Origin of the sequence: Thalassomonas sp. RHCl1 (assembly GCF_947387555.1) — a bacterium.
Lineage (GTDB): Bacteria > Pseudomonadota > Gammaproteobacteria > Enterobacterales > Alteromonadaceae > Thalassomonas.
In genome coordinates this window covers 228,140-250,793 of record NZ_CANDNZ010000009.1, presented here as the reverse complement: position 1 = coordinate 250,793, position 22,654 = coordinate 228,140, and the positions used below count along the sequence as shown (strand labels likewise).

The window sequence follows — 22,654 nt, the reverse complement described above, 5'->3', positions numbered from 1 at the left end:
TAGCTTTATCTATACAACGGCTCTTGTCATTTAACCTTTAAGTAATTCCAGCGCCTTTTTTCCACAGCTTTCTTCCAGTTCAGGGTTAGGAGAGCCCGACAGTCCAATGGCTCCAACCATGGCATCTTTATAAAACATTGGTAAGCCCCCCGTTAATAGCAGAATATCGTCCTCCATTTTCCCCAGTTGGCTCAGCCCTTTCGCTTCAACCATTTGAGACATAATCGACGTTGGTGCTTTTAACGTTGCTGCGGTATAAGCTTTTCTAAAGCTGGTATGTACCGTGTTACTGCCGGTGTTATTCCCGCGATAAAAGTACATTAATCGCCCCTGGTCGTTAACAACAGAAACCGACACATGTGCACTTGACTTCTTGCATTCGGCTATCGCCGTTTGCGCTATTTTCTCAGCCACTGCCGCCGTGAGTTGATATTGTTTGAGGAGTAATTCCTGGGCACCGGCACTGGTGATAAACAAGGCCGAGATAAGGGATAAAGTGGTTTTTATATTTCGCATTTTTGCCTCCTGTAATAAGTGGTTTAATTGTGAAATAATGGCGTCAGATAAAACACAATCCGGATTGTATTGTGAAAAAAAATAATACCTTTAGTTATAACTGGCTGACGGGTTTAGAAGTACACATTCAAGAAACCATAACTAACTCATTGAATAATTTATATTTTAATGACGAACAGTTTATCCATCGTGCAGGGGAATTAGCTGACGGTTTATATTTAATAGCATCCGGTGGCGTGCGAATAAACAAATTAAATAAAGAAGGTAAAGAGCTAAGGATCATAGACTTAGGCGCTAAAGAATGGTTTGGCTTTATTGGCTTTATTGGCTGTTTTGGCTCAGGCTCCCGGCCAAACGATGCCGTAGCTATAGGAAAAACACACCTACAGCATTTATCCAACAGTCGCTTAAATGAAATAATCGCCAAACATCCCGAGGTAACCATCAATATTACCCACTTTCTTGCCAGATACGTCGAGTATTATGGGGCCGTTTATGAAGGAGCCGTATTTATGCCTTTAAAAGAACGGCTGCAATTCACCCTGGCAAAACTTTCACAGTGGCGGGGAAGTACATCCATTGAAATTTCTCATCATGATTTAGCTGCTATGCTTGGCGTAACTAAAGAAGCGATAGGCGTTAACCTCAGTGCCCTCAAAAATGACGGTCTGGTAAATCTTGGCTATCGAAAAATTGAATACCTGGGCCGGTAAGGCGGATTTAGCTCTTCATTTATAATATGAAGAGCGCTTTCTTTAATCCCATACCCAAATAATTTTTTATCAAAAAACAGATACTTTAGCCAAGTCCATAAAATTCCTTACCTTCAAAGTCAAACATCCTAAAAACATATCTATTTCAACAACAGGCAAACTTCATTGTTATTATTACCCTCCGCCGTATATTTAACCGCCACCTGGGGGTAAATTTCCTTTATTCTCATATAAATAACAGCAAACAGAGAATTAATCGCCAAGAGAATGCGCTCTATGCTGGCTTCACCGAATTAGAAAGAGTAAAATATCGCTCCATTTAAATTGGCTGTTGAATTTTTAGGCAAGAAGTTAATGAGTAAAAAGCTGTATATCAAAACCTGGGGCTGTCAGATGAACGAGTATGACTCGCAAAAGATGGCGGAACTTTTAGACTCAACCCATGGCTTTGAGTTGGCTGAAGAAGCGGAAGACGCCGACGTCATCCTGCTCAATACTTGTTCTATCCGGGAAAAGGCCCAGGAAAAAGTTTTCCATCAGTTAGGCCGCTGGAAAGAGCTGAAAAAAACCAACCCTGATTTACTGATCGGTGTCGGCGGCTGTGTTGCCTCACAAGAAGGCGACGCCATTCGCCAGCGCGCGCCATTTGTTGACATGGTCTTTGGACCGCAAACCCTGCACCGCCTGCCGGAAATGATCCAGCAAGTTACCGGCGAGAAAAACCCTGTGGTTGATGTCAGCTTCCCGGAAATCGAGAAATTCGACCGCCTGCCGGAGCCAAAAGCCGAAGGCCCGACCGCCTTTGTTTCCATTATGGAAGGTTGCAGCAAGTACTGTACTTTCTGCGTAGTGCCTTATACCCGCGGCGAAGAAGTCAGCCGTCCGCTTGACGATGTTTTATACGAAATCGCCCAGTTAGCCGAGCAAGGGGTACGTGAAGTTAACCTGTTAGGCCAAAACGTAAATGCCTACCGCGGCGAAGCCCATGACGGCAGCATCTGCCGTTTTTCCGAATTATTACGTTTAGTGGCCAGCATCGACGGTATCGACCGTATCCGTTACACCACTTCGCACCCGGTAGAGTTTACCGACGATATCATCGAAGCTTATGCCGACGTGCCTGAACTGGTGAACCATTTACACCTGCCGGTACAAAGCGGCGCCGACCGCATTTTAACCCAGATGAAACGCGGCCATACCGCCCTGGAATATAAATCACAAATTCGCCGCCTGCGTAAAGTGCGCCCTGAGTTGTGCATGTCGTCTGACTTTATTATCGGCTTCCCGGGTGAAACCGATGCTGACTTTGAAGCCACAATGGATCTCATCAAAGCTATCGATTTTGACTTAAGCTTTAGCTTTATTTACAGCGCCCGTCCGGGTACCCCGGCGGCTGATTTACCCGACGACATCAGTGAAGAAACCAAGAAACAAAGGTTGTATATCCTGCAAGACAGGATCAACCAGCAGGCGCTGCGTATTGCCCGCCAGATGTTAGGCACAGAGCAGCGTATCCTGGTGGAAGGCCCGTCCAAGAAAAACCCAATGGAACTGCGCGGCCGCACCGAAAACAACCGTATTGTCAACTTTGTTGCCCCGCATCACGTGATCGGCCAGTTTGTTGACGTGAAAATTACCGACGTTTACGCCAACTCATTACGTGGCGACCTGGTGCGTGAAGAAAGCGAAATGGGCTTGCGTATTGCCCATTCTCCGGCGGATATTCTGGCGAATAACCACCATACAAGCAGTAACGCTAACATTAGTAATGGCGAAGCTCCTGACAGCCTGGGCGTGAGTACTTTTACCCCGTAACGGCTGCAGGGAACAGACGCCGGCGAGCATAAAAACCGCCGGCAATACACTTACATGGATACTATTGCATTGAGCAAAAACAGCAGTTTTCAGTTCGTTTTAGAGCCCGTAGATAACCACCGTCAGGCAAGTTTATCCGGCCCTATGGACGACAACCTCAAAACCATAGAGCGCCGTCTCGGCGTAGAAATCAGCTACCGCGGCAACCAGTTCACTGTCGTCGGCACAGAAATCAACAGCGAAGCAGCCATCAACCTGCTTAAAGACCTCTATGTCGAAACCGCCCCGGTCAAAGGCCAAAGCAAGCCGGTGACCCCGGAAATGGTACATCTGGCCATCCTCGAAGCCCAGGTATTAGAGCAAGAGCCGGATACCGTTGATGCCGACTTTGACAAAATGGTCACCATTAAAACCAAACGTGGCGTGATCAAACCCCGCAACAAAAACCAGCAAAGTTATGTGCACAATGTGCTCACCAACGACATCAGCTTTGGTATCGGGGTCGCGGGTACCGGCAAAACCTACCTGGCGGTGGCCTGTGCGGTTGAGGCGCTGGAGCGCCAGGAAGTGCGCAGAATCCTGCTAACCCGCCCTGCGGTAGAAGCCGGTGAAAAACTCGGTTTCCTGCCCGGCGATTTGTCGCAAAAGGTCGACCCTTACCTGCGTCCCTTGTACGATGCCCTATTTGAAATGTTAGGCTTTGAAAAGGTTGAAAAACTTATCGAGCGTAATGTCATTGAAATTGCCCCGCTCGCTTATATGCGCGGCCGTACCCTCAACGACGCCTTTATTATTCTCGACGAAAGCCAGAATACCACGGTAGAGCAAATGAAAATGTTCCTGACCCGTATCGGCTTTAATTCCCGCGCCGTGCTTACCGGCGACATTACCCAGGTAGATTTACCCCGCGGCCAGCGCTCCGGCCTGCGCCATGCCATTGAGGTATTGCAGGACATCCCGGGGATCAGCTTCAGCTTTTTCCAGGCAAAAGACGTGGTACGCCACCCGGTAGTCGCCCGTATCGTTGATGCCTACGACAAATACGATCAAAAAGCCAACAAGCTCAAGCAAGAGAAAAAAGAGCAGCAACGCCTTGAAGCCCAGGCCGCAGCCATGCAGGCCGGACAAGCAGCGCCAGCTCCTTCAAATGCAACCGAGTCAGGAAAAACCGATGGCCATTGAACTTGATTTACAGCTGGCGTGCGAAGCTGATGATATCCCGGCTCAGGCGGAATTTCAGGTCTGGGTTGAACAAATTCTCGGGCGCTTTGAAAAAGACTTTGAACTGACCATACGTGTGGTAGACAGCAGCGAAAGTCAGCAGTTAAATCACCAGTACCGCGGCAAGGACAAACCTACCAACGTATTGTCTTTTCCGTTTGAGGTACCCGAAGGCATAGAGCTGAATTTACTCGGCGATCTGGTGATTTGCACCGACGTTGTCCGCACCGAGGCAGCCGAGCAAAATAAGACCTTAACCGCCCATTGGGCACATATGGTTACACACGGGTGCTTGCATTTATTGGGTTATGATCATATAAACGACAATGAAGCAATTGAAATGGAATCACTCGAAACAGAAATTCTGGCGGAATTGGGTTTTAACAATCCGTACGAGTCACTTTAATTTACACAGGAAATGAAAAAGCTCTATGAGCGAAGACAACCCCCACTCTAGTAACGGCTCTACCAACAAATCGTTTTTGGACAAAATTGTCCAGGTATTTACCGGAGAGCCGCAGAATAAAGAAGAACTGGTCGAAGTATTAAATGATGCCGGCGACCGGGATTTAATCAAACCAGAAACCAAGCAGATGATTCAGGGTGTTCTGGAAGTATCCGAAATGCGGGTACGGGATATCATGGTGCCGCGATCGCAAATGGTCACCATAGACATCAATCAGCCGCTGGAAGAGATTTTACCTATCATACTCGAATCCGGCCACTCGCGTTTCCCTGTCTCCAGCGAAGACATAGACCACATCGAAGGCGTGTTGCTGGCAAAAGATCTGCTTGCCTACGGCTTTGGCCAGCAGGAAACGGATTTTAGCCTCAAGTCGATTATCCGCACGGCCATCATCATTCCCGAAAGCAAAAAAGTAGAGCCGCTGCTGAAAGATTTCCGCTCCCAGCGCTACCATATGGCGGTTGTGGTGGATGAATACGGCGGGGTATCCGGCCTGGTCACCATTGAAGATATCCTGGAGCTGATTGTCGGTGAAATTGAAGATGAAACCGATGATGAGATCGAAGAAGATATCAAACATCTTGCCGGCAATGTCTACCAGTTAAAATCGCTGACCGAACTTTGTGATTTTAATGAGTATTTTAACTGCCAGTTTAATTTGGACGCAGCCGATACTATAGGCGGCATAGTGATCCACGAGTTTGGCCATATGCCGAAAAAAGGTGAAATTATCACCATAGATGACTTTGAGTTTAAAGTGATCTCTTCCGACAAACGCCGTCTGCAGGTATTACAGGTCACCTTACCCAAAGACCATGTGGTCACAGGCAAACTATCAGATTAATCCTCCATGTTACGACGTTTGGGCCAGCGCCTGCTGGCCAATCTAAAAGATAAAACCAATTGGCTCAGCTTCCTTGCCGGACTGAGCCTGGTATTGGCTTACGCCCCGCTTTCCCTGTGGTACCTGGCCATTATTATACCTGCCCTCTGGCTCCGCCTTATGGTGGACCGCCCCGCCAAAGACAGCGCCAAGCAAGGTTTTATTTTTGGCCTCGGCTGGTTTACCTCGGGCATCAGCTGGGTGCATGTCAGCATAGATCAATTTGGCGGCCTGCCACTTATTGTCTCCCTGCTGCTGATGCTATTGCTGTGCGGCTACCTGGCCCTGTATCCGGCGTTAAGCTGTTATTTATCCGCCCGTTTAACGGCCAAGCGGCAGTTTTCCTTATGGCTGTTGCCGCCTTTTTGGCTGCTTGGTGAGTATTTGCGCTCGGTAATGCTCACCGGCTTTCCCTGGTTATCCCTGGGATACAGCCAAATAGACGGACCGCTGGCAGCCTTTGCCCCAGTGATCGGCGAAACCGGCATTACCTTTGTGATGCTGTGTTTAAGCATCGCCCTGCTGCAACTAAGCCGCAGGATCCAAATCAAGCGCCACCTGGCGCTGCTGGCGGTGCTGGCCATAAGCGGTTTTATCCTAAGCCAGCAAACCTGGGTCACCCCCACGGGTAAAAGCGTCAAAGTTGCCCTGGTGCAGGCCAATATCAAGCAGGAGCTGAAATGGCTGCCGGAGCAGGAATGGCCGAGCATGCTTAAGTTTCTCGACTTAACCCGGGTAAACTACGACGCCGATATTATTATCTGGCCGGAGTCTGCGGTACCGGCAATAGAGAGCACCGCCCAGGATTTTCTCGAGGTCGCCAACAAAGGCGCAGCCCTCAATAACAGCGCCATCATCACCGGCATCATCAATTATAATTTTGAAGCCCGCACCTACTTCAACTCCCTGATCGTGCTCGGCAGAAAGCAGAACGAGGATGAACAGGGCAGTTATTACTACAACAGCTCCAACCGCTATTATAAAAACCACCTGCTGCCCATAGGTGAGTTTGTGCCCTTCCAGGAGCTGCTAAGACCCCTGGCGCCGCTGTTTAATTTGCCGATGTCATCTTTTAGCCGCGGCAATTATGTGCAGCCGAACCTGGTGGCCAAAGAACTGGCTTTGTTGCCGCTGATCTGTTTTGAAATTGCCTTTCCCCACCAGCTGGCCGCCAATTTAACCCGGGACACGGATATGATCTTAACCGTGAGCAACGACGCCTGGTTCGGCGACTCCCACGGCCCGCACCAGCATCTGGAAATCGCCCGGATGCGGGCGCTGGAATTTGGCCGCCCGGTATTACGCTCAACCAATAACGGCATCACCGCCACCATAGATCACTCAGGCAAGATCACCAGCCGTATCCCCCAGTTCGAAGAAGCCGTGCTGCGGGATGAAGTAAAACTACAACAAGGTTTTACCCCCTACAGCCAGTGGGGCAGATACCTGCAATACCTGCTGCCTTTACTGTCGTTGTTGATTTATTTTGCCGTTGGTAAATTCTCACCACAGCGCCAGGAAAAGCTTAGCCCTCCCGCCACCTGATCTGCACCAGTCTCAGCCTTAGGTTTAAAAAAGTAAGAAGAATTAATTTTACTTTTTTTAAACCTTTTTCCCCCGACACTCGACATAAGAGAAAACATCGGGGGAAATTTAATGACAATAAGAGACACCAGCGATCAGGATATAGTGGTCGCGCCCAAGAAAAGCCGTTTGAAACCGGCAATCATATTCACTAGCGGCGCCTTAGTGCTGGCTGCCCTGATCTGGCAGGTGGCGCCCGAAGCCCGCCGCTGGAGCCAGGCACAAACCTCAGTTCCTCTGGACAGGGTCAGGATCGCCACCATCACCCGCGGGGATTTTATCCGGGATATTTCGGTGCAGGGACGCGTGGTTGCAGCGGTGAGCCCGACGGTCTATAGTCCGGCGGACGGCACCATAACGTTGGACATAGAAGCCGGTCATGAAGTCAAAAAAGACCAGGTCTTGGCACGGCTGGACAGCCCGGAGCTCACCAACCGTTTGTCGCAGCAGCAGGCTATACTCGAAGGCTTGCAGTCAGATTATGAGCGCCAGCAAATCCAGGCGAAAAAACAAGAACTGATGGACCAGAAGGCGGTCGATCTCGCCAATGTCAAACTGATCACCGCCAAGCGGGAGAAGCGCCGCGCCGACCAGGGCTATGAAAAAAATGCCATCAGCCAGATAGATTATGAAAAAGCCCAGGACGAGCTGCAAAACGCCAGCCTGCAGCACAAACACGCGGTGCAGGATGCTGAGCTGAATATCGAAAGCCTGACCTTTGACAGCAAATCGCTGGCGCTGGATATCCAGCGGCAAAAACTGCTGATTGCCGACTTGCAGCGCCAGGTGGATGCCCTGTCTATCACTTCACCGGTGGACGGCATCATAGGCAACTTAAACACAGACAATAAAACCTTTTTAAGCAAAAACCAGCCGATCCTCACGGTAGTGGATTTATCCCGGTTTGAAGTAGAAGTCGACATTCCCGAGAGTTACGCCGACGACCTGGCCATAGGTATGGAGGTGGCGATTAATTTTGAGCAGCAGAGTTACCGCGCCCGTCTGGTGACAATTTCTCCCGAAATCCTGAATAACCAGGTAACCGGACGGGTGCGTTTTACCGATGACACCCCGGGCAGTTTGCGCCAGAACCAGCGCCTGACCACGCAAATTATCTTAGATCACAAAGAGCAGATCCTGCAGGTGCCGCGCGGCCAGTTTATCGAAAGCGGCGGCGGAAAGTTTGCCTACAAGGTCAGTAACGGCCTGGCACAGAAAACACCGATTGTCACCGGCGGACGCAGCTTATCCCGGATAGAAATCCTTGACGGCCTTAACGAAGGGGATCAAATCATTATCTCGGGCACAGACAGCTTTAAATCTGCAGAGCAGGTACTGCTGAGCCAGTAGCGCCCTGCCCGCTCCAAAACAAATAAAGCAGCCCGGCGCCGCGGTAAAAACACCGCCCCCGCAGGCTCGATAATCAGCTTAGAAACAGGAATCACATTATGTTAACCATGAAAAACATCTGCAAAGTCTTTCAAACCTCGGATGTCCAGACCCATGCGCTGCGGGACTTTAACCTTAACGTCAATGAAGGGGATTTTCTCAGCGTCACCGGGCCGTCCGGCTCGGGCAAAACCACCTTTTTAAATATTGCCGGCTTGCTGGAAACCTATACCAGCGGCGAGTTTTTGCTCGACGGCGAAGATGTCGGCAAGTTAAACGACAACGGCCGCTCGCGCTTTCGCAATGAAAAAATCGGTTTTATTTTCCAGGGCTTTAACCTGATTGCCGATCTCAACCTTTTTGATAATGTCGATGTGCCGCTGCGTTACCGGGGCTTTAACGCCAAAGAGCGCAAGCGCCGCATTGAAGAAAACCTGGAGCGGGTCGGCCTGGCGTCGCGCATGAAACATTTGCCGAGCCAGCTCTCCGGCGGACAGCAGCAAAGGGTCGCCATCGCCCGCGCCCTGGCAACCGACCCCAGGTTTTTACTGGCGGATGAGCCCACCGGAAACCTGGACACCGACATGGCCCAGGGGGTAATGAGTTTACTGGAAGAGATTAACCGCCAGGGCACCACCATTATCATGGTTACCCACGACAGCGAACTGGCACAGCGCAGCGGCCGCACCATACAGGTAAAAGACGGCCGGGTGAGCGAAGCTGCCGCCTTTAACCAAAAAGCCATTGCTTAAGCGGGAGCCATTTAATGTTTAACTATTATTTACGCCTTGCTGCTATCAGCATACGCAGGCATTGGGGACTGAGCCTTATTATGATCACCGCTATCGGCCTGGGCATTGGCACCGCCATGACCACAGTCACGGTCAATTATATGATGTCTGCCAATCCGATCCCGCAAAAAAGCGAGCAACTTTTTTATGTCCAGCTGGACAGCTGGGATGTCAACGATCCCTTTGACGAGGGACAAAATCCCCCGGATCAGATGACCTATACCGATGCCACTAACCTGTTCAAGGCGGATAAAGCCTTTCGCCACAGCATTTCTGCCCAAGCCTTTGCCGTCATCGAACCGCAAGATCCGGACCTGTTGCCGATCACCGTCAACGCCCGCGCCAACAGTGCCGATTTTTTTGCCATGTTCAATGTGCCCTTTCTTTATGGCGGCGCCTGGAGCGCTCAGGCCGATACCAATAAAGAGCTGGTGGCGGTCATCAACAGGGAAACCAATGACAGTTTATTTGCCGGTAAAAACTCCGTCGGCGAGCTGATCCGCATCGACGGCAATCTGTTTAAGATTGTCGGGGTCATAGATAACTGGCAGCCGACGCCAAAATATTACGATGTCACTTCCGGCGCCTTTAACGACACCGAAGAGCTGTTTGTGCCCTTTAGCCTGATTGCCGAGGAAAAAATCACCCGCGCCGGCAATACCAGCTGCTGGAAACCCAGCGGCGACGGCATGGCGGCATTTTTACGCTCTGAATGTATCTGGATCCAGTTTTGGGTGGAATTAAGAGATGAGCAGGAGCAACAGGATTACCTGACCTTCCTCGATGCCTATGTCGAACAGCAAAAACAGCTGGGCCGGTTTGAGCGCCCGCTGGACAACCGTTTAAGCAATGTCATGCAATGGCTGGAAAACCAGGAAGTGGTCGCCGATGACGCGAAAATGATGATGGCCATGTCCTTTATGTTCCTTGTGGTTTGCCTGCTTAATACCGTGGGCTTATTGCTGGCGAAATTTTTAGGCAAGGCCCCGGAAATAGGCTTGCGTCAGGCGTTAGGCGCCAGTAAGGCTACCTTGTTTTACCAATACCTGGTGGAATCTGCCTGTATCGGACTTGGCGGCGGCCTGCTCGGCTTAGTGCTTGCCTGGCTGGGATTACAAAGTGTCGCCGCCATGTACGGCGATTACATGAAAGACCTGACCAGCCTGGATACCACTATGGTGCTGCTGGCGATGCTGCTTGCCCTGGGCTCAACGGTGATTGCCGGTCTGTATCCCACCTGGCGCGCCTGCAATGTTCAGCCTTCACAACAACTTAAAAGCCAATAACGCGGGGAATTATCATGTTAGAATCCGGACTTATTATCCGCGCCTTAATGCGCAATAAAATCGGCGCCTTGCTGATCGCCCTGCAGATTGCCCTGACCATGACCATCATGGTCAATGCCATCTTTATGATCCAGGACCGCCAGCAGCAGATGGCGCGGGAGAGCGGCATCAATGAAGAGGATACCTTTTATTTAACCAATACCATCTTCGCCCAGGACTACAATATCCAGGTGGGGCTGCAAACCGATCTCAATGCCATACGCAAAACCCCGGGAGTGGTGGACGCGATACAAATCAATGCCATTCCACTGAGCGGCGGCGGCTGGTCATCCGGCTTGCAAACCGAGCCGGGAGAAGATAAAGACGGGATCGGCACCGCCATCTATATGGTGGATGATCACGCCATCAATGCCCTGGACCTTGAGCTGATCGCCGGGACAAATTTCAGCCCGTCGGATATCGGCTGGCGTTTGCCGGCGCAATCCGCCTGGCCCGCCAAAGTCATTATTACCCAGGCGCTGGCAAACTCATTGTTTCCCGACAACGGCCAGTCGGCCCTGGGAAAAACCGTGTATATCAGCAATAACCAGCCGATGCAGGTCATCGGCATCATCAAAAACCTGCAGGCACCGTGGAACGGCTGGAGCGGGGTCGAGCGCAGTGCTTTGGTGCCCTTTCAAATGGAAAGTCGCAGCGGACGTTATTTTATCCGCACCGAGCCCGGCAGACGGGATGAGCTGATGCCGGTAATAGAAAGTATGCTGGCCAACAGCGATAAAGGCCGCATTATCCGTCGCCTGAGCACCATGGAAGAGACCCGGGAGCAAAGCTACCGTCAGCACAATGCCACCAATAAAATCCTGATGACGGTGGTAAGCACCTTAACCCTGATCACCGCCTTTGGCATTGTCGGCCTGGCAATATTCAGCATTAACCGCCGCACCAAGCAAATCGGCACCCGCCGGGCACTGGGGGCCACCCGCTGGCAGGTAATGCGCTACTTTATGGTGGAGAACTTTTTTATCTCGGCGGTCGGCATCACCATCGGCATCATAGGCACAGTGAGTTTGAACTACTGGCTGGTGAATAAATTTAATATGACGCCGCTTGGTTTTGAGCTGATTGCGCTCGGGGTGGTTACCCTTGTCATCGTCGGCCAGCTGGCGGTGCTTTATCCGGCAAGGAAAGCCGCCTTGATTTCTCCGGCGACGGCCACCCGTACGGTTTAAGGCAGGCAAGAAAGGCGCTAATCGAATAAGGTGCGGTTGATATATCAACCGCGCCTGCTATTTTTCCCTGAGCCATGACCTCGACATTGGCGACTTTACACAAGCACAAACACTTGCCACAAATAATAGTTATTCTCAGCTAACTGTTTGTTTCCTGCCCAATTTTCACTAATACACTGCCAGTTACAATATTTTTCTTTTCTTTTGCTTTAAATTAGCCCAATATGACCGGCGTAAAGATCATTGAAGGGACACAATGAAGATAAAAGATACCAGCAGTCAAGACGTTCAAATCGTTCAGAAAAAATCAAACGCTAAACTCGTTTTACTCTCACTTTTCGGTCTTGTTGTTTTAATTGCCATTATTTGGAAAATGGCCCCTGCCGCCAGCCGCTGGGCTCAGGCGGAAAAATCCGTTGCCCGCGACCGGGTGCGTCTAGCCACCGTCAGCCGCGGTGATTTTACCCGGGATATTTCCGTGCAGGGCCGTGTGGTCGCCGCCATCAGTCCCACCGTCTACAGTCCGGCAGACGGCACCATCACGTTAGCGATAGAAGCCGGCCATGAAGTCAAAAAAGATCAAATACTCGCCACCCTCGACAGCCCGGAACTAACCAATGAATTATCCCAGCAGCAGGCGATACAGGCCAGTTTAAAATCCGATTTTGAGCGTCAGCAAATCCAGGCAAAAAGACAAAAGCTCAGCGATCAGAAAGCGGTCGATCTCGCCAACGTCAAACTGATCACCGCCAAACGGGAAAAGCGCCGCGCCGAGCAGGGCTATGAAAAAAATGCCATCAGCCAGATAGATTACGAAAAAGCAGAAGACGATTTACAAAATGCCACCCTGCTATATCGTCACGCGGTACAGGACGGCGAACTGAATATTGAAAGCCTGGATTTTGACAGCAAGTCGCTGGCCCTGGATTTACGCCGCCAAACCTTAAAAATTGCCGAATTACAGCGCCAGGTAGATGCCCTGCAAATACGCTCGCCGGTGGACGGCATAGTGGGTAACCTCAACAGCGAAAATAAAACTTTCCTTACCAAAAACCAGCCGATATTAACTGTGGTTGATCTCAGCCGCTTTGAGGTGGAAATCCAAATTCCCGAAAGTTACGCCGACGACCTGGCCATCGGCATGGCCGCCGATATCAATGTCGAACAGGCTATTTACCCGGCACAACTGGTGACCATTTCCCCGGAAATTATCAATAACCAGGTGACCGCCCGGGTGCGCTTTACCGATAATATTCCCGCCAAGCTCAGGCAAAACCAGAGATTGACCACCCAAATTATTTTGGAGCATAAAAGCCAGGTGCTTCAGGTAGCCAGGGGACAGTTTATTCAAAGCAGCGGCGGCAAGTTTGCCTATAAGGTAACTGAGGGACTTGCCCGTAAAACCGCAATTAATATCGGCGCCAAAAGCATCAGCCATATTGAAATTCTCAGCGGTTTAGTTGAGGGCGAGCAAATTATTATCTCCGGCACCGACAACTTTAATGCCGCAGATCAGGTATTAATCAGCCAATAAACTTGCCTTTACCCGGGTATTCACCGTATAAAGGGATTTATATTCGGCGAATAACCAAGTAAAGGCATACCTTGTTCAATGAATGAACAAGCAAAACAGACTGGCAAACAGGCCAACAAACGGACTTAAATTTTATGTTATCAATGAACAATCTCTGCAAAGTTTTTCAAAGTGCAGATATTCAGACCCATGCGCTGCGGGAGGTTAATCTCAGCGTAAATGAGGGCGACTTTCTCAGTGTCACCGGGCCTTCCGGCTCGGGAAAAACCACTTTCCTCAATATTGCCGGCTTACTGGAAAATCATAGCAGCGGCGAATTCTTGCTGGACGGGGAAAATGTCGGCGCCTTAAAAGACAGCGCCCGCTCCCGGTTAAGAAACCAAAAAATCGGTTTTATTTTCCAGGGTTTCAATCTTATTCCCGATCTCAACTTATACGATAATGTCGATGTACCGCTGCGCTACCGCGGCTTTAATGCCAGAGAGCGCAAACAGCGTATCCACAGCCAACTCGAACGCGTCGGGCTGGCCTCAAGAATGAAACACTTACCTGCCCAGTTATCCGGCGGGCAACAGCAAAGGGTCGCCATCGCCCGGGCACTGGCCACAGATCCGCGTTTTTTACTGGCGGATGAACCCACGGGTAACCTGGACAGTGAAATGGCCCAGGGGGTCATGAGCTTGCTTGAAGAAATCAATCAGCAGGGCACCACCATTATCATGGTGACCCATGACACTGAGTTGGCACAGCGGGCCTCACGGTCAATACAGATAAAAGACGGCCGGGTCAGTGAAGTCCCTCCCCTGATGAAACGGGTCATCGCCTGATCTCACTTGAAAAAGCCGGGAACCGTACAAGGATAGAGTACAAGGAAATTTTATGTTTTTTTATTATTTGCGCCTGGCCAGGATCAGTATCTTGCGCCATTGGGGCTTGAGCCTGTTGATGGTCACCGCTATCGCCCTGGGCATAGGCGCGGCCATGACCACGGTAACCGTGAATTACCTGATGTCTGCTGACCCCATCCCGAGCAAAAGCCACGCCCTGCATACCATACAGCTGGATAACTGGGATGAAAGCAACCCCTTTAAGGAAGGACTGGAGCCGCCGCCGTTTTTAACCTACCGGGACGCAAAGAATCTGCTTTCGGCTAAAAAAGCCCAGCGCCAGACCATGCACACCGCCGCCAAAGCAGTAATAGAGCCTTTGGCGGAAGAAGACTTGCCCCTTTATGTCACTGTCAGGGCCAATACCGCAGATTTCTTTACCATGTTCGAGACCCCCTTTGTATATGGCGGCCCCTGGCAAAAGGAAGTCGATGATAATAATGACCTGGTGGTGGTGCTGAGCGAGAAAATCAATGAACGCCTTTTTGCCGGCGAAAACTCTGTCGGCAAGTCTATAAAAATTAACGGCGATCTGTATAAAGTGGTCGGCGTGCTTGCCAACTGGCAGCCTAAACCCAGGTTTTACCACGTAGATAAAGTCAAAGCCTTTGATGACAGCGAAGATATTTTCCTGCCTTTTACCGCCATCACCCGGAAAAAAATCAACTTTGACGATAACAGCTATTGCTGGGGCCCAACAACTGACAACTGGCAGGATTACCTTAATTCTGAATGTGCCTGGGTACACTTTTGGGTGGAGTTCAACAGCCCGGCAGAAAAACAGCAATACCGGGATTTTCTTAACGGCTATGTGGAAGAGCAAAGGTTATACGGCCGCTTTAAACGCCCCAATGACAACAGGATCAATACCCTGGAACAGTGGTTTAAAGCACGGGAAGTGATCAACAAAGACAATAATATGCTGATGGCGATGGCATTTTTATTCTTGGGAGTCTGCCTGCTCAATACCGTAGGACTGTTACTGGCCAAGTTCCTCGGCAAAAGCCCGGAAATCGGCCTGCGCCAGGCCCTTGGCGCCAGTAAAAGCACCCTGTTTTACCAATATATGGTGGAGTCTGCCTGTATCGGGGTAATGGGCGGCTTACTTGGCCTGCTCTTCACCTACCTCGGGCTTGCGGGAATTGAAGTGCTCTACGGCGAAAAAATGAAAGCCCTGGTCACCCTGGATGCTCAGCTGGTCATCTTCGCCATCTTGTTATCTGTTGCCGCCACCGTGATCGCCGGTTTATATCCCACCTGGCGTGCCTGCAATGTCGCCCCCGCCAATCAGTTAAAGAGCCAATAGCCATGTCCGATACTACCTTAGCCAACCCCGGGAAAAAGCCGGATGTGTCCGTAAAGATAAGGAGATTGCCATGTTAGAGCTTGGACTGATAGTAAGGGCGTTATTACGCCATAAAATGGCCGCCTTGATCATTGCCCTGCAAATCGCCCTGACGCTGACGGTACTGGTAAACGCCGTTTTTATGATCCAGGACCGCCAGGCAAGCATGGCGCGTGATACCGGGGTTAACGAAACCGATACCTTCTATCTCACCAGCCGGGTATTTGCCCCCGGTTATGATTATCAAAGTGAAATCCCCAAAGATCTGGATCTGCTACGCCATACCCCGGGTATTATCGATGCCGTTTATATCAATTCGGTGCCGCTATCTGGATACGGCGGCTACCAGCGGCTGCAATTACAGCCGGGTAAAGATCAGAGCAGCATTATTGCCGGCGACTATTTAAGTGACGATCATCTGTTAAACACCCTGGAACTTGAATTGATTGCCGGTGAAAACTTTCAGCCGGAAGATGTGCTTATCCAGGACAGCAACAGCGCACAATTGCCTGCCAAAATCATTGTCAGCCGGGCGATGGCAGCCCAGCTTTACCCGGATAACTGGCAACGGGCACTGGGCAGCACGGTTTATGTCGATGAAAATGTTCCGCTAAAAATTACCGGTATAGTGAAAACCTTACAGGGAGCCTGGCATTTCTGGGATCAGGTAGAAGCGACTATCATCACCCCGGTGATTTCATTGACGGATGCCGGCATCTATTTAATCCGCACCGAGCCCGGCCGCCGGGATGAGTTAATGCCCGAAGTTGAAGCCTTACTGGCCCATAGCAATAAAAACCGTATCATACGTTCGGTCACCACCTTGCAGGACACCCGCGATGAAAGTTACCGCGAGCATAACGCCACCAACAAAATCCTGCTGCTGGTGGTCGTGACCCTGGTATTGGTGACCGCTTTTGGCATCGTCGGCCTGGCGACCTTTGGTATCAACCGCCGCACCCGGCAAATCGGCACCCGCCGGGCACTGGGGGCCACCAAAGGGCAAATCATGCGCTACTTTATGGTGGAAAATTCCCTGATCACCCTGGCGGGCATCGCCTTAGGCGCTATCGGCGCTGTGGCGCTTAATATTTACCTGGTGGAAACCTTTGCCATGACCCCCGTTACCCCGGATCTGATTGTCTATGGCGCGATAGCTGTCTTTGTGCTCGGTCAGCTTGCGGTATTGTACCCGGCGCGAAAAGCCGCGCTGATTTCTCCGGCCACGGCAACCCGTATGGTATAAGGCTTGACCTGCAAGCCTGGTCACCGGCACAGCCCGGTTATCAGGCTGTCCATCCGTTTTCATCCGTTTTCATCCGTTTTCATCCGTTTTCATCCGTTTTCATCCGTTTTCATCCGTAAAACAATCGGCGCCTGCGCTGGTTTGTCAAAGAAATCATGTTATCCTGCTTAAAAAATAAAAAGAAAATTGATATTAAAATGAAGAAAAAACTGCTCTCCCTTGCCCTGCTACTGAGCCCGGCCCTGGCCTGTGCCCAATCCACGGTGATCAGCAATATTAACGGCTACACCTTAAAAGAAAACCGGCTAGTGAAATTTGCTGCCATCGAATTTCAAGACGATAAAATTACCCGCTTATACCAAAGCGGCGACAAACTCCCTGATCTCAAGCATAAGCAAAGCAAGCATATCGACGGGGAAGGAAAAACCCTGCTGCCGGGACTTATTGATGCCCACGGCCATGTATTAGGTTACGGCTTAAGCCTGCTGCGGGCCGATTTAACCAACAGCGCCTCAGAGCTTGAAGCCGCCAAACGGGTGTTTAACTACGCACAAAAAAATAAGGATTTAACCTGGCTTCAGGGGCGCGGCTGGAACCAGGTACAGTGGCCGGGCAAAAGTTTTCCCGGTGCCGCCAGCCTGGACAAGTATTTTCCCGATCAGCCCGTATGGCTGCGCCGTATAGACGGTCACGCCGGTTGGGCCAACAGTAAAGCCATGGAACTTGCCGGCATCACACAAGAGACGGTTTCTCCCCAGGGGGGAGAAATTATCCGCGACAGCCGGGGCAATGCCAGCGGTATTTTTATCGACAATGCCATGGCCCTGATTGAAAGCAAGATCCCGCCGCTGACCATCGCAGAGCAAAAAGCCATCCTGGTCAAAGGCATGAATGCCCTGGCCGCTGTCGGCCTGACCAGTGTCCATGATGCCGGCATCAGCGCGGCTAACCTTAAGGCCTACCAGGCATTAAGCCGGGAGCAAAAAATGCCGATCCGGGTTAATGCCATGTTAGATATCACGGATAAACAGTGGCGGGATGTGCTCAAGCAAGGTCCGCTGCGCAGTGAAGATGATTTTCTGAAAATGGACAGCGTAAAAGTGGTTGCCGACGGCGCCCTGGGTAGCCGCGGTGCGGCCCTGATTGAAGATTATTCCGACCACGCCGGTCACAAAGGCCTATTGTTATTTAGCGATAAAAAATTGCTTGAAGTGATGAAAACCGCCATGGATGCCGGCTTCCAGGTCAATACCCATGCCATAGGAGATAATGCCAACAAACTTGTTTTGGATAATTATCAGCAACTGCTCAATTCCAGCGACAAACGTGCCCTGCGCCACCGGGTAGAACATGCCCAGGTATTAAGGCTGGCGGATATTCCCCGTTTTAAGCAGCTGGGTGTTATCGCCTCAATGCAAGCTACCCATGCCACCAGTGATAAAAACATGGCCCAGGACAGATTGGGTGAGGACAGGATAGCCGGGGCTTATGCCTGGCAGAAGTTACTGCAAACAGGGGCGACACTGGCGGCAGGCTCAGACTTTCCGATAGAGTCCCCCAACCCTTTTTATGGCTTGCATGCCTCAATTACCCGCCAGGATCATCACAACCTGCCCCGGGGCGGCTGGTTTGCCGATGAGAAAATGACCCGGCTGCAGGCCTTTAAAAGCTTTAGTGTTGACGCCGCCTATGCCGGACACCAGGAGCAGCTGTTAGGCAGCCTGATACCGGGGAAAAAAGCCGACTTTATTTTAATTGATCGGGATATTTTTGCTGTCAGGGCAGAAGAGATTTGGCAGACCCAGGTACTCAGTACCTGGGTTGACGGTAAACAGGTTTATCAAAAATAGAGAAGCCTAATGGAGGCCAGGGACGGTTTCATTTTCCCTATAAGTAAATGAAACTGTCCCGAAATGAAAGAGCCGTCTTTTAACCTTCAAGCCGGTTGCCACCGGCCTTCTTCGCCATTAACATCGCATCCATAGCCTGCTCTGCCCAGGTTTGCGAACTCTTGGTTTCCTTGTTGACTTCCACCAGCCCCAAACTGATGCTATAAGCAAGATCGGTATTTTTATAACCGATAATAGCGCCGCTGACCGCTTTACGTAACTGCTCCGCCAACACCTTCGCCTGGGCGGCATCACTGCCGGTTAACAGCAGGGCAAAATCATCACCGCCATAACGGGCGCAGATATCGCCTGCTTTACTGTACTCGCGAATAAAACCGGATAAATGACGGATCACCTCATCGCCGGCGGAAAAGCCATGGTTATCATTGATTTTATTAAAATTATCAATAGATAACATCAATACCGTGCTCGGCTTCTGGCTCCGGGTCCAGCGTTTATATTCGGCCTGCAGGCAATGTTGCCAGTGATCCCGGTTCACCAGGGAGCTTAAGGCATCGGTTTGGCTCAGTACCGCCAGCTCGGCGTTGACCCGCTCAAGATCTTTTTTACTGACGGCATTATCGGTGACATCATAAATGATCAGGCACAAGTGGGTGACTTCTCCCGTTGCCGACAGCAAAGGAATAAAGGTCGAGTTTTGATACATATAATCGGCGGTGCCGGTTATCGGCCGGTAATTGAGAAATTTAAACAGGTAAGGTCTTTGTTCCCATATGGTAAACGCTTTATTTTTCAGTAAAAAAACCGACTCGGCTTTACGTTTGAACCAGTCCTCGGGAATTTCATCAAAAAGTTCAAACAGCGACTTGCCCTTCACTTCCCTGGGCAGCAGGCCACTGTGGTTTTCCATAAAACCGTTCCAGATCTGAATGTGATAATCGCGATCGAGCACCACCAGGCCAACATCTATGTTGTGCAGCATTTCCATCAGCCAGTGTAATTCATTTAACTGAGATGTTTCTAATGACATAATTATTCCAACAAATAAGAAATTTTATGGTTGAGGGTTTTCAGCGATTCTTCGGTAAAGAGTAATAACAGATCGCATTTAATTGGATAGTTTTCAATGCCATAACTTATTTCTATTGCTAATGTTCTTTTCCACTTCGCCGCATTCGTGGCAATCAGCTCAGAAATTTTCCTGTGCTGCCCCAGTACCACGGGGTGCCCCTGGCTAAACGGCATATCCAGCTGCTCCGACAGGCCGTTTAAACAGGCACCGATCAGGATATTGGCCATGTCCATCAACAGCTCCAGCTCAGTGCTTTCATCCAGGGTACACTGGTAATTCATCAGCGAGGCCACATCCTGGAAGCTGGAATCATTTAAAATCAGCAGGGCTTCCCCGGAAATACCGGCGCCGATGAACCCCTGACAAATACCTGAGGTGCTTTCATGGCTTTCCACCGCCGACAAGGCCATGCTGAGTTCACTGACCTCGATTAAATTGACATTCGGGATCGGCAGCATCACAAAAACATCAAGAATACGCGCCAGCAGATCACCGGCCCGCCCCATGGCGACATTGGCAATTTCCTGGTAGCAGTCACGTAATTCCGGATCTAGGCTGAGCTCCTGCTCAGGGGCGGCACTTGGCGGTTTGGCAACAGGCGGGCTTGCCTTTTCTACCGCTTTTGCCGGCTCGGCGATTACCGGCGGCAGGGTCACTTTACGGGGTTCTTTAGCTACGCTGGCAGCTTTGCCCGGGCTAGCGGCCTTTTCAGGGCTCACGGCTTTGTCGAGACTTGCCGCGTCGGCTTTTCCTTTGGTAAAGATGCCGTAAGCGCTTAATATTTCAGTTAGCTTTTCTTTGTTGACGGGTTTTTTAATAAAGTCCAGCGCCCCTAACCCGGTGACCCTCTGGTGGGCTTCCGGCTGGATATCACCGGAAATGACAATCACCAGGGTCGGTAAGTCTTCCTTTAAGATGGTTTCCAGTACCTGGTAGCCATCCATTACCGGCATATTCAAATCCAGTAACAGCACGTCTCCCTTACCGGCTTTAATGGCTTCTATCCCTTCTGCCCCATTTACTGCAAAGCTGATATCGACATCCCAGTCATCCGGCAGTGAGCGCGCAACTTGCTTGCGCGCCATATTTGAGTCATCACATATTAATAATGGCGTTGACATATCGAGATTGATTCCTAATTTAACGAAGAAACGAGCGAAAAACGCTGATTTTTATTGTTTAAAGACTCCTACCTAAACATAGATAAAATTACAAATGATTGCACTATTTTATGGCTATTTGCCATCGGCAACGTTAAGCTATTGGCTTTCTATCAATAATCAGCCTTTATTTTTTATGAAACTACTGACTTTATTAACATTAGTCACCTTGAACTGTGCCTGCATCTTAACGGCAAATGCCGAAAATTTACAGCAGGATCAACTGCCGCAAAGCAATAATTTAGTCAAAGCCGGTAATAAATTTGTCACTTTGCTCGGCACCCAGGTCGCCGTTGGCGAAGCCGCCCCGGATTTTAAGGTAGTCAATGAGCATTTCGCCCCGGTAAAACTCAGCGATTTTGTCAACAAAACCGTGCTGATCTCTGTAGTGCCCAGCTTAGACACCGGCGTCTGTTCGCTGCAAACCAAACGCTTTAATGAAGAAGTTGCCAACCTGCCGGAAAATGTCACCATATTGACCGTCAGCAACGACTTACCCTTTGCCCAGAAGCGCTTTTGCAAAAACGAAAATATCGATAAAGTGAAAGTCTTATCTGATGCGGTATGGCGCGAATTGGGCAGCAAGTACGGCTTATTAATCAAAGACATGGGCTTGTTGACCCGGGCGATATTTATTATCGACCAGCAAGGCATCATCGCCTACAAAGAGCTGGTGGCCAATATTTCCGAGCATCCGGATTACGAGACGGCGCTGAGCACCTTAAAAGCCCTGCATCCGCGAGAATTAACCGAGATATTGGCAACCGAAGCCCTGCCCGAAGAAGCTGCCGCTGAGCAGGCAGCAAAAGGTAAAAACGAGATTAAAAAGCAATAATCACTTAGGTGAAATAAGGCAAAATCGGCAGGTGCCGATTTTGCCGCTTTGTCCCACTAAATCCTGCTCACCGTTATTCACCCCTAACCCTGGCCGAATTTAAACCCGGACTCTAAGTATTCCAGCTCCTGCGCCGTCGACTCTCTGACCAATGCCTTATTTCTATGGGGGAAACGCCCGAATTGCCTGATGATCGCCAGATGCTCTTTTGCCCAATGAATGCTGTTTTCAATCACCTTCACATGAACCAATTGCGGATATTGCTCCAACATAGCGATAAAGATTTCAACACTGGTTTGCTGCTCCGTCAGCGACTCACTGTGCTGATACGGATGATAATAAAAAATCCGCTCGCTCAGGGATAATTGCCGATCTAAACCCGATTTTATGCCCGCTTTACACACTTGCAAAGCCAGCTCATCACTGGCAAATGCCCGGGCGGTGCCGCGAAACATGTTGCGCGGTAGCTGATCCAACAAGATCACCAGCGCCAGACTGCCCCTAGCTTCTTGTTGCCAATGGCTCAATTGCCCGGCAAGGGCTTGTTGATATAAGTCGAAAAACTTCATTTTAACTTCATTATCCAGCGCTTCACTGCCCTGGTACCAAAATGCCTGATGTTGTTCATCGCAAAGCTCATTGGTTATCTCACCAAACCAAAAATCGAGTACTTCATCAACGTCTTGTTGTTTTACCACCTTAGCCTCCTCAAATAAGTTTCCTTAATACCGTTTTTATTTTCATTTTACACAAATTAATTTTACGTATAAATTCAAAAAGTTAAACCAAGACAAAATAAAAACTGAAGTTTTTTTTCAAATATTTTCTTGAA

The 22,654-nt window shown here is 50.0% G+C and carries 20 protein-coding genes; 16 read left to right on the top strand and 4 right to left on the bottom strand.

Annotated features, from left to right (window positions below; all coding sequences use genetic code 11):
* Positions 1-30 precede the first annotated feature (30 nt).
* A complete protein-coding gene (locus QL234_RS23065) occupies positions 31-516 on the bottom strand; it encodes a heme-binding protein (protein WP_281560119.1) in 486 nt (161 codons plus the stop codon).
* A 71-nt stretch (positions 517-587) separates the two neighbouring features.
* On the opposite strand from QL234_RS23065, the gene QL234_RS23060 reads away from it, so the two are divergent.
* The 15 genes from QL234_RS23060 to QL234_RS22990 all read left to right on the top strand — a co-directional run bounded on the left by QL234_RS23060 (position 588) and on the right by QL234_RS22990 (position 18,755).
* A complete protein-coding gene (locus QL234_RS23060) occupies positions 588-1,229 on the top strand; it encodes a Crp/Fnr family transcriptional regulator (RefSeq protein WP_281560118.1) in 642 nt (213 codons plus the stop codon).
* A 354-nt stretch (positions 1,230-1,583) separates the two neighbouring features.
* Positions 1,584-3,044 carry a tRNA (N6-isopentenyl adenosine(37)-C2)-methylthiotransferase MiaB gene (gene miaB / locus QL234_RS23055; protein ID WP_281560117.1) on the top strand — a complete coding sequence of 487 codons (1,461 nt, stop codon included), beginning with the start codon at positions 1,584-1,586 and terminating at the stop codon, positions 3,042-3,044.
* A 54-nt stretch (positions 3,045-3,098) separates the two neighbouring features.
* Positions 3,099-4,226, top strand: coding sequence for a PhoH family protein (locus QL234_RS23050; RefSeq protein WP_281560116.1), 1,128 nt, complete (start codon positions 3,099-3,101; stop codon positions 4,224-4,226).
* Positions 4,216-4,671 (top strand): rRNA maturation RNase YbeY, encoded by a 456-nt coding sequence (ybeY, locus tag QL234_RS23045; protein WP_281560115.1) that lies wholly within the window; start codon positions 4,216-4,218, stop codon positions 4,669-4,671. The genes QL234_RS23050 and ybeY overlap by 11 nt, the downstream gene beginning before the upstream one ends.
* Positions 4,672-4,696: 25 nt before the next feature.
* Complete coding sequence (locus tag QL234_RS23040; RefSeq protein ID WP_281560114.1) at positions 4,697-5,575, top strand: CBS domain-containing protein; 879 nt, start codon at positions 4,697-4,699, stop codon at positions 5,573-5,575.
* Positions 5,576-5,581: 6 nt separating this feature from the next.
* Positions 5,582-7,159 (top strand): apolipoprotein N-acyltransferase, encoded by a 1,578-nt coding sequence (gene lnt, locus QL234_RS23035; RefSeq protein ID WP_281560113.1) that lies wholly within the window; start codon positions 5,582-5,584, stop codon positions 7,157-7,159.
* A 111-nt stretch (positions 7,160-7,270) separates the two neighbouring features.
* A complete protein-coding gene (locus tag QL234_RS23030; protein ID WP_281560112.1) occupies positions 7,271-8,548 on the top strand; it encodes an efflux RND transporter periplasmic adaptor subunit in 1,278 nt (425 codons plus the stop codon).
* A 98-nt stretch (positions 8,549-8,646) separates the two neighbouring features.
* Positions 8,647-9,339, top strand: a complete 693-nt coding sequence (locus tag QL234_RS23025) for an ABC transporter ATP-binding protein (protein WP_281560111.1) — start codon at positions 8,647-8,649, stop codon at positions 9,337-9,339.
* 14 nt (positions 9,340-9,353) lie between these two features.
* Entirely contained in the window at positions 9,354-10,664 is a 1,311-nt protein-coding gene (locus tag QL234_RS23020) for an ABC transporter permease (protein ID WP_281560110.1), read from the top strand.
* Between the two features lie 14 nt (positions 10,665-10,678).
* Entirely contained in the window at positions 10,679-11,893 is a 1,215-nt protein-coding gene (locus QL234_RS23015; RefSeq protein WP_281560109.1) for an FtsX-like permease family protein, read from the top strand.
* A gap of 256 nt (positions 11,894-12,149) precedes the next feature.
* Positions 12,150-13,427, top strand: coding sequence for an efflux RND transporter periplasmic adaptor subunit (locus QL234_RS23010; RefSeq protein WP_281560108.1), 1,278 nt, complete (start codon positions 12,150-12,152; stop codon positions 13,425-13,427).
* 134 nt (positions 13,428-13,561) lie between these two features.
* The gene (locus QL234_RS23005; RefSeq protein WP_281560107.1) at positions 13,562-14,254 is read left to right on the top strand and encodes an ABC transporter ATP-binding protein; all 693 of its coding nucleotides are present in this window, start codon (positions 13,562-13,564) and stop codon (positions 14,252-14,254) included.
* 52 nt (positions 14,255-14,306) lie between these two features.
* A complete protein-coding gene (locus QL234_RS23000; protein WP_281560106.1) occupies positions 14,307-15,620 on the top strand; it encodes an ABC transporter permease in 1,314 nt (437 codons plus the stop codon).
* Positions 15,621-15,690: 70 nt separating this feature from the next.
* Positions 15,691-16,905 carry an FtsX-like permease family protein gene (locus tag QL234_RS22995; RefSeq protein ID WP_281560105.1) on the top strand — a complete coding sequence of 405 codons (1,215 nt, stop codon included), beginning with the start codon at positions 15,691-15,693 and terminating at the stop codon, positions 16,903-16,905.
* Positions 16,906-17,102: 197 nt separating this feature from the next.
* Positions 17,103-18,755: an amidohydrolase gene (locus QL234_RS22990; protein ID WP_281560104.1), complete on the top strand. Its 1,653-nt coding sequence runs from the start codon at positions 17,103-17,105 to the stop codon at positions 18,753-18,755.
* A 79-nt stretch (positions 18,756-18,834) separates the two neighbouring features.
* Here QL234_RS22990 and QL234_RS22985 read toward each other — a convergent pair whose 3' ends face one another.
* Entirely contained in the window at positions 18,835-19,785 is a 951-nt protein-coding gene (locus tag QL234_RS22985; RefSeq protein ID WP_281560103.1) for a diguanylate cyclase, read from the bottom strand.
* A 2-nt stretch (positions 19,786-19,787) separates the two neighbouring features.
* Positions 19,788-20,948: a response regulator gene (locus tag QL234_RS22980; RefSeq protein WP_281560102.1), complete on the bottom strand. Its 1,161-nt coding sequence runs from the start codon at positions 20,946-20,948 to the stop codon at positions 19,788-19,790.
* Between the two features lie 175 nt (positions 20,949-21,123).
* Between QL234_RS22980 and tpx the strand changes: the two genes are divergently transcribed.
* Positions 21,124-21,822 (top strand): thiol peroxidase, encoded by a 699-nt coding sequence (gene tpx / locus QL234_RS22975; RefSeq protein ID WP_281560101.1) that lies wholly within the window; start codon positions 21,124-21,126, stop codon positions 21,820-21,822.
* A gap of 83 nt (positions 21,823-21,905) precedes the next feature.
* On the opposite strand, the gene QL234_RS22970 is transcribed toward tpx, so the two are convergent.
* On the bottom strand, positions 21,906-22,520 hold the full coding sequence (locus QL234_RS22970) for a DUF924 family protein (RefSeq protein ID WP_281560100.1): 615 nt from the start codon (positions 22,518-22,520) through the stop codon (positions 21,906-21,908).
* Positions 22,521-22,654 lie beyond the last annotated feature (134 nt).

Excerpts from the sequence above, each read along its gene's own strand:
- tpx (WP_281560101.1), top strand. The coding sequence starts at position 21,124 with ATGAAACTACTGACTTTATTAACATTAGTCACCTTGAACTGTGCCTGC.
- QL234_RS23010 (WP_281560108.1), top strand. The coding sequence starts at position 12,150 with ATGAAGATAAAAGATACCAGCAGTCAAGACGTTCAAATCGTTCAGAAA.
- QL234_RS22995 (WP_281560105.1), top strand. The coding sequence starts at position 15,691 with ATGTTAGAGCTTGGACTGATAGTAAGGGCGTTATTACGCCATAAAATG.
- QL234_RS22985 (WP_281560103.1), bottom strand. The coding sequence starts at position 19,785 with ATGTCATTAGAAACATCTCAGTTAAATGAATTACACTGGCTGATGGAA.
- QL234_RS23050 (WP_281560116.1), top strand. The coding sequence starts at position 3,099 with ATGGATACTATTGCATTGAGCAAAAACAGCAGTTTTCAGTTCGTTTTA.
- QL234_RS23015 (WP_281560109.1), top strand. The coding sequence starts at position 10,679 with ATGTTAGAATCCGGACTTATTATCCGCGCCTTAATGCGCAATAAAATC.
- QL234_RS23040 (WP_281560114.1), top strand. The coding sequence starts at position 4,697 with ATGAGCGAAGACAACCCCCACTCTAGTAACGGCTCTACCAACAAATCG.
- QL234_RS22990 (WP_281560104.1), top strand. The coding sequence starts at position 17,103 with ATGAAGAAAAAACTGCTCTCCCTTGCCCTGCTACTGAGCCCGGCCCTG.
- QL234_RS23030 (WP_281560112.1), top strand. The coding sequence starts at position 7,271 with ATGACAATAAGAGACACCAGCGATCAGGATATAGTGGTCGCGCCCAAG.
- QL234_RS23065 (WP_281560119.1), bottom strand. The coding sequence starts at position 516 with ATGCGAAATATAAAAACCACTTTATCCCTTATCTCGGCCTTGTTTATC.
- miaB (WP_281560117.1), top strand. The coding sequence starts at position 1,584 with ATGAGTAAAAAGCTGTATATCAAAACCTGGGGCTGTCAGATGAACGAG.
- QL234_RS23005 (WP_281560107.1), top strand. The coding sequence starts at position 13,562 with ATGTTATCAATGAACAATCTCTGCAAAGTTTTTCAAAGTGCAGATATT.
- QL234_RS23000 (WP_281560106.1), top strand. The coding sequence starts at position 14,307 with ATGTTTTTTTATTATTTGCGCCTGGCCAGGATCAGTATCTTGCGCCAT.
- ybeY (WP_281560115.1), top strand. The coding sequence starts at position 4,216 with ATGGCCATTGAACTTGATTTACAGCTGGCGTGCGAAGCTGATGATATC.
- QL234_RS23025 (WP_281560111.1), top strand. The coding sequence starts at position 8,647 with ATGTTAACCATGAAAAACATCTGCAAAGTCTTTCAAACCTCGGATGTC.
- QL234_RS22980 (WP_281560102.1), bottom strand. The coding sequence starts at position 20,948 with ATGTCAACGCCATTATTAATATGTGATGACTCAAATATGGCGCGCAAG.
- QL234_RS23020 (WP_281560110.1), top strand. The coding sequence starts at position 9,354 with ATGTTTAACTATTATTTACGCCTTGCTGCTATCAGCATACGCAGGCAT.
- lnt (WP_281560113.1), top strand. The coding sequence starts at position 5,582 with ATGTTACGACGTTTGGGCCAGCGCCTGCTGGCCAATCTAAAAGATAAA.